Origin of the sequence: Streptomyces laurentii, from assembly GCF_040635425.1 — a bacterium.
GTDB classification, from domain to species: Bacteria; Actinomycetota; Actinomycetes; order Streptomycetales; family Streptomycetaceae; genus Streptomyces; species Streptomyces laurentii.
In genome coordinates, this window is record NZ_JBEYHT010000018.1 from 75810 (window position 1) to 89099 (window position 13290).

General features: G+C 73.1%; 15 protein-coding genes. 7 read left to right on the forward strand and 8 right to left on the reverse strand.

Annotation, left to right across the window (positions count from 1 at the left end; all coding sequences use genetic code 11):
* Positions 1 to 26 precede the first annotated feature (26 nt).
* Entirely contained in the window at positions 27 to 1157 is a 1131-nt protein-coding gene (locus ABZ693_RS14425; protein WP_359876315.1) for an erythromycin esterase family protein, read from the forward strand.
* On the opposite strand, the gene ABZ693_RS14430 is transcribed toward ABZ693_RS14425, so the two are convergent.
* Positions 1154 to 1942, reverse strand: a complete 789-nt coding sequence (locus ABZ693_RS14430) for a TetR/AcrR family transcriptional regulator (RefSeq protein WP_359876317.1) — start codon at positions 1940 to 1942, stop codon at positions 1154 to 1156. The genes ABZ693_RS14425 and ABZ693_RS14430 overlap by 4 nt on opposite strands.
* Positions 1943 to 2179: 237 nt before the next feature.
* Between ABZ693_RS14430 and wrbA the strand changes: the two genes are divergently transcribed.
* Positions 2180 to 2791, forward strand: coding sequence for an NAD(P)H:quinone oxidoreductase (gene wrbA, locus ABZ693_RS14435; protein WP_359876318.1), 612 nt, complete (start codon positions 2180 to 2182; stop codon positions 2789 to 2791).
* 163 nt (positions 2792 to 2954) lie between these two features.
* Complete coding sequence (locus tag ABZ693_RS14440; RefSeq protein WP_359876319.1) at positions 2955 to 3689, forward strand: sulfite exporter TauE/SafE family protein; 735 nt, start codon at positions 2955 to 2957, stop codon at positions 3687 to 3689.
* Positions 3690 to 3802: 113 nt separating this feature from the next.
* Here the strand turns inward: ABZ693_RS14440 and ABZ693_RS14445 are convergent, their stop codons facing one another.
* Positions 3803 to 4090: a metal-sensitive transcriptional regulator gene (locus tag ABZ693_RS14445; protein ID WP_359876321.1), complete on the reverse strand. Its 288-nt coding sequence runs from the start codon at positions 4088 to 4090 to the stop codon at positions 3803 to 3805.
* Between the two features lie 81 nt (positions 4091 to 4171).
* On the opposite strand from ABZ693_RS14445, the gene ABZ693_RS14450 reads away from it, so the two are divergent.
* A complete protein-coding gene (locus ABZ693_RS14450; protein WP_359876323.1) occupies positions 4172 to 4765 on the forward strand; it encodes a rhodanese-like domain-containing protein in 594 nt (197 codons plus the stop codon).
* Between the two features lie 113 nt (positions 4766 to 4878).
* Here ABZ693_RS14450 and ABZ693_RS14455 read toward each other — a convergent pair whose 3' ends face one another.
* The 4 genes from ABZ693_RS14455 to ABZ693_RS14470 all read right to left on the reverse strand — a co-directional run bounded on the left by ABZ693_RS14455 (position 4879) and on the right by ABZ693_RS14470 (position 7740).
* Positions 4879 to 5298, reverse strand: a complete 420-nt coding sequence (locus ABZ693_RS14455) for a YciI family protein (RefSeq protein WP_359876324.1) — start codon at positions 5296 to 5298, stop codon at positions 4879 to 4881.
* A gap of 227 nt (positions 5299 to 5525) precedes the next feature.
* Entirely contained in the window at positions 5526 to 6794 is a 1269-nt protein-coding gene (locus tag ABZ693_RS14460) for a winged helix DNA-binding domain-containing protein (protein WP_359876325.1), read from the reverse strand.
* 9 nt (positions 6795 to 6803) lie between these two features.
* Positions 6804 to 7484, reverse strand: coding sequence for an alpha/beta fold hydrolase (locus tag ABZ693_RS14465; protein ID WP_359876376.1), 681 nt, complete (start codon positions 7482 to 7484; stop codon positions 6804 to 6806).
* A 52-nt stretch (positions 7485 to 7536) separates the two neighbouring features.
* Positions 7537 to 7740, reverse strand: a complete 204-nt coding sequence (locus ABZ693_RS14470) for a DUF4287 domain-containing protein (protein ID WP_359876326.1) — start codon at positions 7738 to 7740, stop codon at positions 7537 to 7539.
* A gap of 168 nt (positions 7741 to 7908) precedes the next feature.
* Between ABZ693_RS14470 and ABZ693_RS14475 the strand changes: the two genes are divergently transcribed.
* The 3 genes from ABZ693_RS14475 to ABZ693_RS14485 all read left to right on the forward strand — a co-directional run bounded on the left by ABZ693_RS14475 (position 7909) and on the right by ABZ693_RS14485 (position 10061).
* The gene (locus ABZ693_RS14475; RefSeq protein WP_359876328.1) at positions 7909 to 8226 is read left to right on the forward strand and encodes a hypothetical protein; all 318 of its coding nucleotides are present in this window, start codon (positions 7909 to 7911) and stop codon (positions 8224 to 8226) included.
* A gap of 248 nt (positions 8227 to 8474) precedes the next feature.
* Positions 8475 to 9356 carry a GNAT family N-acetyltransferase gene (locus ABZ693_RS14480; RefSeq protein ID WP_359876330.1) on the forward strand — a complete coding sequence of 294 codons (882 nt, stop codon included), beginning with the start codon at positions 8475 to 8477 and terminating at the stop codon, positions 9354 to 9356.
* Between the two features lie 99 nt (positions 9357 to 9455).
* Positions 9456 to 10061: a hypothetical protein gene (locus ABZ693_RS14485; RefSeq protein WP_359876332.1), complete on the forward strand. Its 606-nt coding sequence runs from the start codon at positions 9456 to 9458 to the stop codon at positions 10059 to 10061.
* 136 nt (positions 10062 to 10197) lie between these two features.
* Here the strand turns inward: ABZ693_RS14485 and ABZ693_RS14490 are convergent, their stop codons facing one another.
* A complete protein-coding gene (locus ABZ693_RS14490; protein ID WP_359876333.1) occupies positions 10198 to 11877 on the reverse strand; it encodes a multicopper oxidase family protein in 1680 nt (559 codons plus the stop codon).
* Positions 11878 to 12248: 371 nt separating this feature from the next.
* A complete protein-coding gene (locus ABZ693_RS14495) occupies positions 12249 to 13097 on the reverse strand; it encodes a class I SAM-dependent methyltransferase (protein ID WP_359876334.1) in 849 nt (282 codons plus the stop codon).
* Positions 13098 to 13290 lie beyond the last annotated feature (193 nt).

Consider the following 13290-nt stretch of genomic DNA (forward strand, 5'->3'; position numbering starts at 1 on the left):
GCGGCACCCGGGGTAGCGTCGCACGCATGAACGACCTTGACGGGTTAGGGCAGTTGGGTGCGGCGGTGCGTGCTCCGGCCGCGGGGGGCGGGGTGCGGGTGGTCGGCCTCGGCGAGTCCACGCACGGCACGGCGGAGTTCTTCCGGCTGAAGCACCGGCTGGTGGAGTACCTGGTCACCGCACACGGCTTCCGTACCTTCGCGATGGAGGCCAGCGCCTCGGCCGCACCCGCGGTCGACGCGTACGTACGGGGCCGGGGCACGGCGGCCGACGGGGCCGCGGCCCTGACCGGGCTCGGCTTCTGGGTCTGGCGGACCCGTGAGGTGCTGGACCTGCTCGACTGGCTGCGCGCCTACAACCGGGGCCGGGCGGCGGCCGACCAGGTCGGATTCGCGGGCATCGACGCCCAGCGGTGCGCGGCGTCGGTGGCGTACTTCGCCTCCGGCGGGACGGACGGCAAGGGGGGCCGGGGTGGGAGCGCCGACGGGCTCGCGGTCCTGGCGGAGGCGCATCCGGGGCAGTATCCGGAGCGACGTGACGAACTGACGGCTCTCGTACGGGCGCTGGTGCCGGCCGACGCGGAAGGAGAGCGCCACGCGCGGATCCTGGTGCGGGCGGCGGACGTCGTCACCTGCGCGTCGCCCGCCGAGGTGGGGCGGGTGCGCGACGGGCATATGACGGACGCGGTCGGCGAACTGCTCACCGCCGACCCGGACGCGCGGATCGCGCTCTGGGCCCACAACGGCCACATCGCCGTCCAGGGCGCCTCGCTGGGCGCGCGGCTGCGCGAGCGGTACGGCTCCGCGTACTACGCCCTCGGCCTCTTCTTCGGCGAGGGCGCCTTCCGGGCCCGCCGGATGTGGCCGGGCCCCTGGGGCCCGCGGACGAGACGCCCCTCACCCGTCGCCGTCAACCGCGTCGGCCCGCCTCCGCCCGGCTCGCTGGAGGCACGGCTCGGGGCCGGCGGCCGGGGCCCGTACGTACACGATCTGCGCGCGTCGGCCGAGTCCTGGCCGCACGAGACCCTGGCGAGCCGCTCGTACGGCGCCTATGTCGCCCGCGGCGTCTACCACTGGAACTCCATGCCGACGACTCCGGCGACGGAATACGACGGCCTGGCATATGTCCCGCTGTCGACCCCGTCGACGCCCCTCTAGCGCGTCTCGTGAGCGTCGTGAGTGCCGTGAGTGCCGTGAGTGCCGTGAGTGCCGTGGAGGTCGAGTGGCGCGTCGCCGTGGAGCAGTTGGCGCATGCCCGCCTTCAGCTCGTCCGCCGTCAGGTGGCGTTCCTCCGTCAGGTGGTGGATCAGGCTCGGGGAGAAGGGGGCCAGGAGGAGGTGGGCGAGGAGGGGCGCGTTGGCGTCCGGGCGGGCCTCGGCGACCAGCAGGGTGACGTGGGCGTGCGTGGCGAGGTAGGCGCCGTTGGTGTAGCGGGCGGTCGGCGCCGCGGACTGGGCGGCGAGCAGGATCGGGCCCTGCTCGACGACGCGGTCCACGTACGCGTCGAGGAAGGCGTCGAGGCGCCGCGCGGCGGGCGCGCCGGGGCCGAGCGGCGGCGGGCCGCTCAGATACGCCTCCTGGAACCGGCGCTCGCGGTCGTCGAGCAGCGCCCACAGCAGCTGCGAGACGTCACCGAAGCGGCGGTAGACCGTGCCGACGCCGATGCCGCTCGCGTGCGCGACCTGGTTCATGGTGACGGCGCCGGGTCCCTCCTCGGCGACGATCCGGGCGGCCGCGTCGAGGATCTTGCGGCGGTTGCGGGCGGCGTCGGCGCGCTCGGGGGCGGGGTCGCCGGGCGTCGGGAGCAGGGTGAGCGCGGGTACGGGCCGGCTCGACGGCGTCACGGCGGCCCGTACCGCCGCCCGCTCGGTCCTCCGCTCGGTCTCCCGTCCCACCGGCCGCTCCGCCGGACCCGTGGTGGCCTGCGGTTCGTTGGTGCTCATCGGCTGGTGCCCGCCTTTCGTCCCGGCTCTCGTCCGCGCGTGCTCCCGGCTTCGGCGGCGCGCCGTCCGGCGGCCGCCCGCGCCTCCCCCTTGGTCGCCTCGTCACTTCGAGCATACCTGGGGCCCTTGCGAAACGGATAGTCCTCCGTTTAGTCTCATCCATCGAAGCGGAAAGCAATCCGTTTCTTCCAGGGGCGTTGTTCCAGGTCTTTTCCCAGGTCCTCAGGAGGGCTCAGCATGTCCGTCAAGGTCGCCGTCATCTACTACTCGGCCACCGGGAACGTCCACCAGCTCGCCCAGGCGGTCGCCGAGGGCGCCGAGAAGGCCGGCGCCGAGGTGCGGCTGCGCCGGGTGGCCGAGCTCGCCCCGGACGCCGCGATCGACTCGAACCCGGCCTGGCGCGCCCACGTGGACGCCACCGTGGACCAGGTCGAGGTCGCCACGCTGGAGGACCTCGAGTGGGCGGACGCGTACGCGCTCGGCTCGCCGACCCGGTTCGGCAACATCAGCGCCCAGCTCAAGCAGTTCATCGACATCAGCGGCGGCCAGTGGCAGCGCGGCGTGATGGCCGACAAGCCGGCCACCGGCTTCACCAGTGCCGGCAACCTGCACGGCGGCAACGAGTCCACGCTGCTCGCGCTCTACAACACCTTCCACCACTGGGGCTCGGTCATCGTCTCGCCCGGCTTCACCGACCCGTCCGTCTCGGCGGCCGGTGGCAACCCCTACGGCACCGCCCACCCGGGCGCCAACGGCGAGCCGGGCGAGAACGTCCTCGCCGCCGCCCGCTACCAGGGTGCGCGCCTGACGAAGATCGCCAAGCGCCTGAACGGTCTCGCGGCCGACTGACGCGCGCCACGCACGGGTGCCTCGCGCACCACGCGCCGCGAATGTGATGTACCCCCGGGGTCGTATACCCCCGGGGGTACTTCTGTTTCTGTTATGGTCGGCTGTATACCCCGGGGGGTAACGAGGGACTATCGGGGGTCCCGTTCCTGGAAGGAGTGCAGGTTTGCTCATCGCCCTCGCGGCCGGTGCCGTCGTCGGGCTTTCGCTCGGGGCACTCGGCGGAGGCGGCAGTGTGCTCGCCGTCCCAGCGCTGATCTACCTGCTCGGCCTCACCCCGACCGCCGCTGCCACGGCGAGTCTGTTCATCGTGCTCGCGACCTCCGCGACCGCACTGTACGGACATGCGCGGGACGGTCAAGTGCGCTGGCGCACCGGCGCGCTCTTCGCGGCCGCCGGAATCGTGCCCGCGGCACTCGGCGGACTGGCCTCCGCCCGGCTGCCGGAATGGCTGCTGACCCTTGGCTTCTCCCTGGTGGCGGGCTTCGCGGCGGTACGGATGGTCCGCCGGACCCCGGAGGCCGAGGCGGTACGGCGTTCGACGCCGGCCGTCGCGGGCGCGGGTGCCGGACTGGGTGCCGTGACCGGTGTCCTGGGTGTCGGCGGCGGGTTCCTCACGGTGCCGGCGCTCGTCCAGGTCGTCGGCCTGAAGATGCGTCCGGCCGTCGGGACCAGCCTCTTCGTCGTGGGGGCCAACGCGCTGGTCGCCCTGCTCGCGCGGTTCGGCAGTGCCGCGCACATGGACTGGCGGATCGTCGCCCCGTTCACGGGCGCGGCGGTGCTCGGTGCCTGGGACGGGCGGCGGCTGGCGAAACGTATCCCCGGAGACAAGCTGCGCCGGATCTTCGGCGTGATGCTGCTCCTGGTGGCGGTGGTGATGCTGGTCGACCTGCTCATCTAGCCGAGAGCCGCCGAGCGGCCGGGCCGGGATGACGCACGAGCTCGCGCTCGTGACGCGGCCCGGAGCCGGACCCGGACTCGGGCCGTGACCCGGATCAGGATCAGGATCCCGGCCTAGGCCAGCGAGAGGAACAGCTTCTCCAGCCTGGCCCGCATCTGGTCGGGGTCCTCCCCGGTCCGCGTTCCCTTCTCCATGTCGGTCAGGCACTGCTGGAGACCGGTCGCGATGATCGCGAAGCCGGCCCGGTCCAGTGCCCGGGAAGCGGCGGCCAGCTGGGTCACGACCTCCTCGCAGTCGCGGCCTTCTTCGATCATCCGGATGACTCCGGCGATCTGCCCCTGTGCCCGGCGCAGCCGGTTCAGTACGGCCTTCAGCTCGGCGCCCGCGAGATCCAGTTCCACAACCACTCCTCCACAGATACCCCCGGGGGTAAGTTACCCCCCGATCCGGGGTCCCGTCGAAGACCAAGGATGACACCTGCCATGACCACCACGACCCGCACCGTCGAGGCCGACCAGATCCGCACCCGCCTCGACGAGCTGACCGTCATCGACGTCCGCTCGCCCGGCGAGTACGCGGGCGGCCACCTGCCCGGCGCCATGAACATCCCGCTCGACCGCCTCAAGCACGCCCTTCCCTCCCTGAAGGAGGCCGCGTCGCGCGGCGAGCTGCTCATCGTCTGCCAGTCCGGCAACCGCTCGCGCAACGCCTGCGCGCAGCTCGCCGCCGAGGGCATCCCCACCCTCGACCTGGTCGGCGGCACCAGCGGCTGGGCCTCCCGCGGCAACGCCCTCGACCGCCCGGCCGGCGGCCCCGTCCGCGTCCCGTGGGCCATGGACCGCCAGGTCCGTCTGGCCGCCGGTTCGCTCGTCCTGCTGGGCCTGCTCCTCGGCGTCCTGGTCCACCCGCTCTTCCAGCTGCTCTCGGCCGGTGTGGCCGGCGGCCTCGTCTTCTCCGCCCTGACCAACACCTGCGGCATGGCGGCGATGCTCGGCAAGCTGCCCTACAACCGCGCCACCTCCTGCGGCGTCGACCTCTCCGCCACCCTGAACCGCCTCAACAACGGCGGTAAGTGAGCCCCGGCGGTTCTTCGCCGCGCGGTCGCAGTGAAACGGACCCGTACGGGTCGCCACGTGAGGGGCGATCCGTACGGGTCCGTCGCTGTGCCGGGGGCCGCGGCGCGCGGCCGTCAGCCGGCCTCCGGCCCCTCGCCCTCGTCGACCGGGCGGATCACCACCGGGTACTCCGGCGCACCGGCCGGCTGCGGACACTGGGCGACGCGGGCCGCGATCTCGGCGACCCGCTCCGGGGTCGCGCAGTCCAGCACCCAGTACCCGGCCGTCACCTCCGTCGTCGCCCCGTAGGGGTTCTCCTGGACCACCGGCCGTCCCTCGGAGTCCGCGGTGACGAACCGGGTCCGGGCGGGCTCGACGAGCCCCCGCGCGTCCACGAGCTCGCCGCTGTCCCGGAGGTCGTCGTTGACCGAGTTCATGTACGCGAACATCGCCCGCAGCTCCGGCTCGCTCCACGCCGGGCTGTGCCCGGAGGACTGCCCTCGCATCGCGTCGTAGTCGGCCTGGGCGCCCTGCACCATCACCAGGTACTTCATGACCTTCTCCTGCCTCCTCTTCCTGACCACCGGACCACCGCGGACCGTGGACCACCGCGGACCGTCGGGGTGGGTCCTTCACAGGAGACGGCAGAGCCGGGCCGGACCGCCCGGCGCTTGGTCCGATCCCCCGGGGGACGCCACCCGAAAGGGGGGACGACCCGGAGCGAGGACGACCCGGAGCGAGGACGACCCGGAGCGAGGACGACCCGGAGGGGCCGGTCCGGTCAGCCGGCGGACAGCTCCTTCTCCAGCGGGGTACGGAAGCGCGGGGTGACCCGGACCTCGCCGAGCCGGCCGGCCAGCCGCGCCGCCTCCGCCTCCACCGCCCGTACGAGAGCCGTCCGGCCGCCCTTCGCCGTGCCCTTGGTGTGCGTGGCGCGCGTGGCGCGCGTGGCGTCCTCCGCGTCCGGCAGCAGCCGCCACACGATCCCGCCGTCCGGGCGCTGCGCCCAGCCGCCCACGATCCGGCCGTTCCACCACACCGTCGGCCCGATGTTCCCGCTCCGGTCGAAGAGGAGCGGACGGTGGGCCGGGTCGAGATACCAGTCGCGCTCCTGCCAGCCCATCGCCGTCGGATCGAGCGCGGGGAGCAGCGCCGCCCACGGTTCGTCCGGGGACGGTACGGGGTCGAGGTCGTCGGGCAGTACGAACCCGGTCCCGTCCTCGCCCCCGGCCCCCGCCCCCGTGAGGGTCACCCGTACGGCGTCGAGCGCGCCCAGGGCACGCCGTACGTCCGTCAGCGTCCAGCCCGTCCACCACTTCAGGTCGGCCTCCGTCGCCGGCCCGTACGCGGCCAGCCAGTGCCGTACGAGCTCCGCGCGCGCCTCGGCGGGCGGCGGGGCGGCCGCCGTGGCCCCCTCCGGCGCGGCCGACCAGCGGAAGCGGTTCGACGTCCAGCCGCCCTGCGGGCGGCCCCGGACGATCAGGCCGCGCATCCCGAGTATCCGCAGGACGCGGGTGCCGACGGACTGCGGTCCCTCCTGGCGGGTGCCGACCCCGTACACGTACGTCGCCCGCAATCGCGGGACGGCGGCGCCGAGTTCGGTCCCGGTCGCCTCGCCCCGCGCCGCCAGTTCGGCGAGGACCAGGCGCTCGGTCTCGGCGAGCCACGGCTCGTCGTAGTCGCTGCCCGCCGCCAAGTGCGCGAGGAGACGGGCGCGTTCGCGGACGCCGGCCGCCTCGGCGGAGGAGGAGTGCACGGCGGCGGCGAGCCCGGACGGCACGACGAAGACGGTGTGCCGCATGCCGTGCATCCGGACCAGCGTCCGCTCCTCGTACAGCGCCCGCTCGGTCCTCGCGACCGGATCCGTGCCGTCGTCCGCGAGGCGCGCGCCGACGGCGAGGAACACCGTCGCCGGATCCGTGCCGTGCAGCGCCACCAGCGCGTCCGCGACCTCTTCGGCCGTCGTCGCCCGCGCGGCCCCGGCCAGCCGGTGCCGTGTCGCGAGCCGCGCCCGGCGCTCCTCGGAGCCGATCACCCTTGGTTCACCCATGGGTTCGTTCTATCGCGCGGAGGGCGGCCGGGACGGGAGTCCGGAGAGGAAATCCGCGATCACGGCGTGCAGCACCTCCGGCCGCTCCAGGTGCAGGTCGTGCCCGGTGCCCGGGACGCCGGACCCGTACAGCCGCGCCGGCTGCCGTCCCGCCATTCGCTCGTACTCCTCCGCCGGGATGATGCCGTGCCGGCCGAGGACGGCGAGGACGGGCACGGCGATCGCGTCCCACTCCTCCCAGCGGTCGCGCCCGGTGTTCTCGGCGAGCGCGGCGGTCATCACCTCGGGGACGAACCTGGGCCACAGTCCGTCGTCCCGTACCTCCAGGCCGTCCGCCCAGCCTTCCCCCACGGGCCCGCCGCCGAGGTGCGCGACCGCCGCCTCCCGCGTCGGGAACGGCACCGGCCAGGCCCGCAGCCGGCCGCCGACCTCCGCCACGGTCCCGGGCGTGGTGCGGGCTGGGCCGGCCTCGACCAGGACGGCCGCGGACAGCAGGGCGGAGTGCGCGGCGGCGGTCAGCAGGGCGGCGTGGGCGCCGTACGACTGGCCGATCAACACCGGCCGTTCCAGCCGGAGTTCTTCGATCACGAAGAGGACGTCGGCGACGTACGCCTCGCGCGAGACGTCCCGCGGACGCCGCTCGCTCGCGCCGTGCCCGCACCTACAACCACCACCGCAGCCACACCGCACTCGGCGGAAACCCACCCAGCACCCGTGTCAACAACCCTGCGAGTCAATACACCTAGAGGTTGCGAGAGTAGGCGACGAGGGCGTTGGCGTGACCGTGGCCCAGACCGTGTTCGGTCTTCAGCCACTTCACGAGCTCCATGTGCTTGACGAGCGGGGAGGCCTCGATGAGCTCCAGCCACTCGGCGACGGGACGCCCGTACTTCTTCTCGATGGAGGGGAAGTAGCTGGCGGGGTTCGGAGCGGTGACGGCGGCCATGGCAGGACCTCTTCCTCGGTTCACGGTGACGTGGTGTCCCGTATTGACAGGGCAGACCGCGGCCTGATCGAAAACTCATCGGTGAACCGAAGATGTTTGCCGATGAATTCCGGACGGCCTGTCGCGTGCCCCCGTCCCCCGGCCCGTACGGACTCCTAGGCTCGGCGCGTGACCGAGAACGAGATCAAACTCAAGGCCATCGCCGCACTGACGGCGCTGCGCGGCGGGGTCGACGAGAGCCTCGTCTCGGACCTGCTCGGGGAGGTGATCCCGGGGCAGTTCGCGGTGCCGGCGGGGGCGGGCGCCGAGGAGGTCGGCATGGCGGTCCTCGCCCAGCTCTCCGAGCCGCTGAGCGCGCTCGTCAACGGCTTCATCGTGGCGTTCGACGCGGTGGCCGAAGCCCACGACTCCACCGGGGCGGATCCCGACACCGCGCACATCCTCCAGGAGCTGGCGCTGCGGCTGGCGAGCGACAACTTCGAGTGACCGCTTGCCCGGTGGGCGAGGGGAGCAGGGGGGGCGGGGCCGCGTAGGTCAAGGGCTGACCGGCCCGCCTGGCAGGGACCGTGAGGGACGGTCGCCCCGGGAAAAAGGCGGGACCTCATGGGGCGGCCTGGCGTACCGTCACCTCTCGATCTTGGCCGGATCTCCTGTGGCCGGATTTCCCTGGGCAGGTGTTCCCGGGCGGGTCCTCCCCAGAGCGGATCCCCGACCCTGACGACGGAGTCACCGACGTGTCGATACGCCTCACCCCGCTCGCCGACCCCGAACCGACCTCCCTCGGACACCGCCTCGCCTGGGTGGCGAGCGGCCCGGACGGAACCCCGCTGGGGCACGCGTTCCTGCGGTTCTTCACGAAGGACGGCCAGCGCCATCTGGCCGGGGTGGACGTACGGGTCCATCCGGCCGAACGCCGCCACGGCGCCGGGTCGTTGCTGCTCGACGCGGCCGTCGCGGCGGCGCGCGAGGACGGGCGGCGCAGCCTGGTCGCGCAGGCGGAGGCCGGGTCGCCCGGCGCGGCGTTCCTCGCCGCGCGGGAGTTCGGCGTGGCGATGCGGCTGACGTACGCGCGGCTGCCGCTGGTCGACGCCGACCTGCCCTTCCTGACCGCGCTCACGCGGCAGGAACATCCTGGCTACCGGCTGGTGGAGTGGACGGGCCTGGTCCCGGACGAGCTGGCCGCCAGTTACGTGGCGTCGCGCCGGGCCATGGACGACATGCCGATGGGAACGGTCGACTACGGCCGGGTGGTCTGGGACCTCGAACGGGTACGGGCGGCGGCGGCCGCGGTCGCCGGGCGCGGCGAAGTGCTGCACACGGTGGCGGCGGTGGCCGAGGCGGACGGGGCCGTCGTCGGGTTCACCGAACTGGTGACGCCGGGCGATGGAACCGGCGACGGCCTGCACTACGGGACGGCCGTCCTGCCCGAACACCGCGGCCACGGCCTCGCCCGCTGGATGAAGGCGGCGTCGATCGTACGGGCGCGCGAGCGGCAGCCGGGACTGGCCGGACTCGTCACCGACACCGCCGACACCAACCCGTACATGCGCCGCGTCAACGACGCTCTCGGCTACCTCCCGACCCACGAGGCACACGAGTTCCAGCGCGCGCTGTGAGCGCGCTCCGGGGCGTGATCCGGAGCGCGGGTCACCCCTCAGGGTGATCGGCGGTGCGCCTGCGTGAAGGGCCCGGGCGCGGCCTTCGAGGATGCGCCCATGCGCCTTTCCTCCCCGTTCCCCTTCGCCCTCCCCTCCTTCTCCCGTTCGCTGTCGCGCCGAGCGCTGCTGCCCGCGCTCGCGCCGTTCGTGGCGGCCGTCGCCGTTCTGACCACCGGGGTCTCGGCCACGGCCGCCGCGGCGGAGGCCTGCGGCTCGATCATCACGGCCCCGCTCGCCCGCCCGGTCCCGGCGAACGACCCCTGTCCCAGTACCGACCCGGTGGTGTGCCGGATCCGCGTCATGCCGATGGACGAGAAGGTCGAGGCCCAGCGCATCCGCATGCGCTACCACCAGCTCCTGGAGGACATGCACCGCACCGAGGCCGACATGCGCGCGGCGGGCGCCACCGAGGAGGAGGTCGCCCGCGAACTCGTCGACATGCGCAACCAGGCCAAGGAGATCACCCGCGCCGGCATGACCCCCGCGGAGGTCCGCATCCTCGAAGAGCGCAACCAGGCAAAGTACGGCAACCCCCTCGGCCCGACCGCCGACCAGCTCTACGCCAAGTACGGCTCCTGGGAACTGGTCTCCGACGCCGCGATGCGCACCAGCTACGCCGTCGACCGCGAACTGAGCCTCGAATACCGCCCCTGCCCGGTCTGACGGGGAGACGGACCCGGATACGCCGCAGGGCCGGACTCGCTGTCCGGCCCTGCGGGCTGACGGGGGACGTGGCGGATGCCGTGCCGGGGCCCCGGGGGTGCCGGGGGTGCCGGGTGCCGGACCGGCGGCCCCGCGTCTACGGCTTGCGGACCAGCCGGTCGAGACGCGCCTGGCTGAGCACGAGAGGAAGCCGGAGCTGCGGTGCCGAGCCGATGACCAGAGGGCGCATCATCTCGATGGCACCACCCGTCGAGGCGCCGTCCTCGTGGGAGAGGATGTGGCAGTGCCAGACCGATGTGCCCGGGATGGTGTACGTGCCGACCCAGGCGGTGATGTGGTCCGGTGGAGCCACGAAGGTGTCCTTGGGCCCGGATTCGTAGGCTTTCGCCGGCTCGAAGGCGCCCACCGTGCCGGGCACGGGCTTCCCGTCGGCGTCCCACTGGCCGACGGGCCACCGTCCGATCAGACGGAGCTCCGCGAGGTGTTCGTGGAAGGGGTGCGCGTCCGGAGTGCGGTTGCGCATCGCCCAGACCTCCGTGGAGCCGAGCTGCGGCGTCTCGGTGGCGGCGTCGAAGTAGTTGAGCAGCCGGTTCGCGTCCCCGAGCTGCGCGACGCCGGGCGTGCTCTCCGCGGCCTGCACGGTCCGGAGCCGTGCCTTCGCCAACTGCCCGGTCAGCGACTCGTCGTTGTTGGTCTCCACGATCGTCCCCGGTACGCGTGAGCGGTCCGGGGACGTCACGGCGCGCGCCACGTCGAAGCGCATCAGCCGGGGAATCAGGGCGGCGGTGTTCGGGCCGGGGTAGGGCGCGGCGGCGTCGTTGGCCAGCACCCACCGCTGCCCTTCGTGACCGGTGAAGTCGACGACCACCTTGTAGCGCTCTCCGGGGGAGATCAGCAGGTCGCCGACGGGAGCGGGATGCCGCAGATAGCCCACGTCGTTGCCGACCACGGTCATGGCCGGCGCGGCTGCCGCACGCGATCCGTCGGCCGGCTGGAGGCTGAGGTGGTAGAAGCGCGAGTCGGAGCCGTTCACCAGAGTGAAGGTGTAGCGCCGCGGCTGTACGGCCTGCTTGGGGGCGATGGTCCCGTTGATCACCGGCAGGTCGCCGAAGAACTCCGGGTCGGCGTGCGTGTAACACAGCGAGTGGTCGGCGTTGAAGGACTTGTCCTGGAGCACGTACGCCTTGGCGAAGTCGCCCTGGGGCAGTCCGAACGACGGCTCCAGTTCGTCGGTGTGGGGCGCCAGTCCGGCCAGGCCCTCGTAGACGTGGTACGAGTCGTGCGCGTCGGCGTGGTCGTGGTACCAGACGGTCGCCGCCGCCTGGTGGTTCGGGTACTCCTGGGTCTGCGATCCCCCCGGGGGCACCTCCGCGCCGTTGGGGACCGGGACGCCGTCGCTGTCCGCGGGCTGGAGACCGCCATGGCGATGTGTGGTGATGGTGTTCTCGTCGCGGGGCTGGTCGAACGGGAAGACCGCCGTCCCGGCCGCGGGCAGGGCGTTGACGACCCGCACCTTGATGGGGCGGTCCTTCCGGGTGACGATGGTCGGCCCGAGGTAGTCCATGGCCGCGTTGGCCGTGCTGTAGGCCAGGGTCTTGGTCGGCCCCCACGCGCTGCTGAACCGGTGGGTGTGGTGGACGCCCGCCGTGAGGGTGTAATGGTCCTGTCCGTCCGGTGCGGCGACCGGCGGTTGCCGCACGTCGTCGAGGAAGGGCGTCACCGCGGGCGAGGGGCCACAGGACGGGGGGACGGCGGCCTCGGCCGGCACCGTGACCGGACCGGACACCGGAAACAGTCCGGTCCCGAGCACGAACATCCCCGCGAGAGCCGCCGGCCGTGGCGGAAGCAGTCGTCCGCCGGCTCGCCGGAGCCGGTCGCGCCATGTCGCTCTGAGCAAGAGAACCTCCCGCGAAGCGTGATCGGGGCTCGCGCACGACGTGTCCGCCGACCGGCGGGACGATGCGGGGCGGGCGCCCGAGGGCCGTATCGGCGCAAGGATGGACGACCGGATGATCGGCCCCCGCGCGACGCGGCTTCCAGGGCTTCGAACGAGCGACAGGAGCACCCGAATGCGGCGCGAGATGCCGGGGACTGACGACTTGTCAGGACGTGCCCGGGATGGTCAGCACGATCGCCGCCGGGCCGGGCCGGGCCGATTCGGCACCGGCCTCGGCACCGGCGCCCGCGTCACACCGGCCGGGTCGCGGTGACGACGTAGTAGTCGAGGACGTGGTCCTCGTAGGCGCGCAGGAAGTTGCGGGGCCAGGTGCCCGGGGCCCACCACTGGGCGAGCCACCGGTCCCAGCCCGGCCAGACGTCCGGGCCGATCGACTCGACGCGCACCCGCTTGAGCCCGGCGGCCGTGAACGCGTCGGCGAGCGCCTGGACCGGCCGGGCGATGTCCAGGCCGTTCGCGTACGTCTCCAGGAGCCGGGCCGGCTCCTCGGTCCGGCCGGGCGCGTCGTCGACGGTGAAGAAGCTGGTGACGGCCACCCGGCCGCCCGGGCGCAGCACCCGCGCCGCCTCCGCCGCGAAGGCGTCCAGGTCGGGGAAGTGCTGAGCGGCCTCGACGCTGATGAGCGCGTCGAACTCGCCGTCCGTCATGGGCATGCGTTCCGCCGCTCCCCGGACGAACCGCAGCCGCTCCCCGTCCGCCGCGAGCAGACCGGCCTGGGCGTCGCGCGCCCGCTCCAGCTGGTCCGGGTGGATGTCCATGCCGGTGACCGCCGCGGGCCCGTACTCGCGCAGGGCGACCGCGCATCCCATGCCAAGGCCGCAGCCCACGTCGAGGATCCTCGGGTGTTCCGGCAGCTCGGCCGCGGTCAGGGAGTCGAGGACGTGCCGGTAGAGATCCTCCTGGCTGCGGACCCGCTCGGGCTCGCCGACCGGATGGTCCAGGTCGATGTCCCGCCAGTATCCGAAGTTGATGAATCCCCCGGCGAAGATCGGCTCCCGGCTCAGATCCACCGGACCGTACGTCCGCTCCACCATGGGCCCCATGGCGGGCACAGCCTGCCGCATGTCGTCGTCCGTCACCGTGCCGTACCTCCAGAGAACCCGACCCGAGCCGACCTGTCCGTACGCGATCCACCCCACCGCAAGAACTCCCCGCGCGACAGACGAGTAACGGCCAGGCTGAAAGTGAGGTGAGCCGAGACGGGAACACGCACCCGGCGGTCACGCAGACGGGCCGGTGCGTCGCACCGGCCCGTCTCAGTGGTACCCGCGG

What these genes read in the sequence shown, in the direction of transcription:
- ABZ693_RS14425 (WP_359876315.1), top strand. Translation starts at nt 27, where the DNA reads ATGAACGACCTTGACGGGTTAGGGCAGTTGGGTGCGGCGGTGCGTGCT.
- ABZ693_RS14430 (WP_359876317.1), bottom strand. Translation starts at nt 1,942, where the DNA reads ATGAGCACCAACGAACCGCAGGCCACCACGGGTCCGGCGGAGCGGCCG.
- wrbA (WP_359876318.1), top strand. Translation starts at nt 2,180, where the DNA reads ATGTCCGTCAAGGTCGCCGTCATCTACTACTCGGCCACCGGGAACGTC.
- ABZ693_RS14450 (WP_359876323.1), top strand. Translation starts at nt 4,172, where the DNA reads ATGACCACCACGACCCGCACCGTCGAGGCCGACCAGATCCGCACCCGC.
- ABZ693_RS14455 (WP_359876324.1), bottom strand. Translation starts at nt 5,298, where the DNA reads ATGAAGTACCTGGTGATGGTGCAGGGCGCCCAGGCCGACTACGACGCG.
- ABZ693_RS14460 (WP_359876325.1), bottom strand. Translation starts at nt 6,794, where the DNA reads ATGGGTGAACCAAGGGTGATCGGCTCCGAGGAGCGCCGGGCGCGGCTC.
- ABZ693_RS14470 (WP_359876326.1), bottom strand. Translation starts at nt 7,740, where the DNA reads ATGGCCGCCGTCACCGCTCCGAACCCCGCCAGCTACTTCCCCTCCATC.
- ABZ693_RS14485 (WP_359876332.1), top strand. Translation starts at nt 9,456, where the DNA reads ATGCGCCTTTCCTCCCCGTTCCCCTTCGCCCTCCCCTCCTTCTCCCGT.
- ABZ693_RS14490 (WP_359876333.1), bottom strand. Translation starts at nt 11,877, where the DNA reads ATGTTCGTGCTCGGGACCGGACTGTTTCCGGTGTCCGGTCCGGTCACG.